This window comes from Actinomadura sp. KC216 (assembly GCF_004348535.1).
In the GTDB taxonomy this organism is placed as follows: Bacteria; Actinomycetota; Actinomycetes; order Streptosporangiales; family Streptosporangiaceae; genus Spirillospora.
This window is the reverse complement of record NZ_SMJX01000662.1, coordinates 1-669: the sequence shown is the minus strand read 5'-3', so window position 1 is coordinate 669 and position 669 is coordinate 1. Positions and strand designations below refer to the sequence as shown.

At 64.9% G+C, this 669-nt stretch carries 1 protein-coding gene; it reads right to left on the bottom strand.

Annotated features, from left to right (window positions below; genetic code table 11):
• On the bottom strand, positions 1 to 214 hold a 214-nt coding region (locus E1264_RS44995; RefSeq protein WP_207937056.1), incomplete at its 3' end, for a hypothetical protein.
• Positions 215 to 669: the final 455 nt, after the last annotated feature.

Below are 669 nucleotides of genomic sequence, written 5' to 3'. Positions count from 1 at the left end.
CCGCGGCCACGGCCTTCTCCTCGGACACCGCCGCCTTCGCCGCCTTCGGCGGTTCATCAGCGTGAGCTGCGGTTTCACGGGTCACCGCCGACAATGGCACGTGGACCAATCCGGCGACCAAAGTCAAGGCCGCAAGACGGGCAATCCATCCCGGCCGCCGCCACAATAACGACGGAAGAATCGACGCACAACGGCGCACCGCATCGCGACCCATCTGAACCCCTCGATGTAAAGGGTAGCTAAATCCGCCTTAAAGTAACCCGGCGGCTGAAGGAGCGAAAGATAGCCGATTGATCAGCACACTGTGACATAGATCACACGCCCGTCGGTAAACTCGCGGATCGGGCTGCGCGACTTCTAAAAATCGTCCTGTGCGCGGATGTCACGCTGCGCGACTCGGTGCTTCCGGAACTGGGGGGTTTGCAAACGCCGGAATTGGAAAGCCGCGCTACCTTCCACGTTTCAGCAGCGACCACAAGGCTTATCGCCATTGGGCCGGATGTGGTCGTATGGTCCTCAGGGCGAGGGCGGAGGGTCGGCTTTGTGGCGGCCGTTCGGCTTCAACGGCGGGACGATCCGGACGGGACGCGGAGCCGCCGCGCCGCGCGGGAGTGCGTGGCGGGCGCGGAACGGCTGACGGAGGCGCGGCGTGGGGGCCACCGCCTGTGG